This is a genomic window from Vibrio sp. 1288 (assembly GCF_033344475.1).
The window spans coordinates 1-875 of record NZ_JAWPOX010000272.1; the positions used below are offsets into that span (position 1 = coordinate 1).

General features: G+C 46.2%; 1 protein-coding gene. It reads right to left on the bottom strand.

Going from position 1 to position 875, the window contains the following annotated elements; translation table 11 throughout:
- Nucleotides 1-875: ATP-binding cassette domain-containing protein (locus tag R8O11_RS26170; RefSeq protein WP_318194734.1), on the bottom strand; the 875-nt coding region annotated here is incomplete at both ends.

The following is an 875-nucleotide window of genomic DNA, read 5'->3' on the forward strand; positions in this document are numbered from 1 at the left end:
TCTTGATCGGCGTCTTTCGCATCAAATTCGCCAGTTATGCGACCTTCATGCATCACAAGAATGCGATCGCTCATGCCTAGCACTTCTGGCATCTCAGAAGAAACCAAGATGATGCTCATGCCGTCGGCTTTAGATTTGTTGATGAGTTGGTAGATTTCTTTCTTAGCACCAACGTCAACACCACGCGTTGGTTCATCCAAAATCAGAACTTTAGGCTTGGTCATTAACCCTTTCGCAATCGCTACTTTCTGTTGGTTACCACCAGAAAGGTTGCCAATAATTTGGTCGCGAGTTGGTGTTTTAATGTTGAATAACTTGATGAAATCTTCCACCGCAATGACTTCTTCGCCGTGCTGGATTTGCACACCTTTAGTTAGCTTATCCAATGCACACAGAGACATGTTCTCTTTCACGGATAAGCCCAGCACCAGACCATCCCCTTTGCGGTCTTCCGAGATATAAGCGATGCCATTTGCCAAGCCATCTTGCGGGCTAACCGGATTAATGGTTTTGTTATCGAGATTGATAACGCCATGCTCGCTTGGTAGCGCGCCGTAAATCACTTTCATTAACTCGGTACGGCCTGCGCCCATCAAACCAGAGATACCCAAAATCTCACCGCGTTTAAGCGTGAAGCTCACATCGTGAACGCCAGAACCTGTCAAGCCAATCACTTCAAGGCATGTCTCGCCGTGCTTTACATCAATACGTGGGTATTGCTCTTCTAATTTACGGCCAACCATCATTTCGATTAAGCCGTCTTCATCCGTGTCTGCTACTCGGCATTCACCGATAAATTTACCGTCACGAAGCACCGTAATGTCGTCACAGATTTCAAAGATTTCTTTCAGGCGGTGTGAGATATATACAATGCC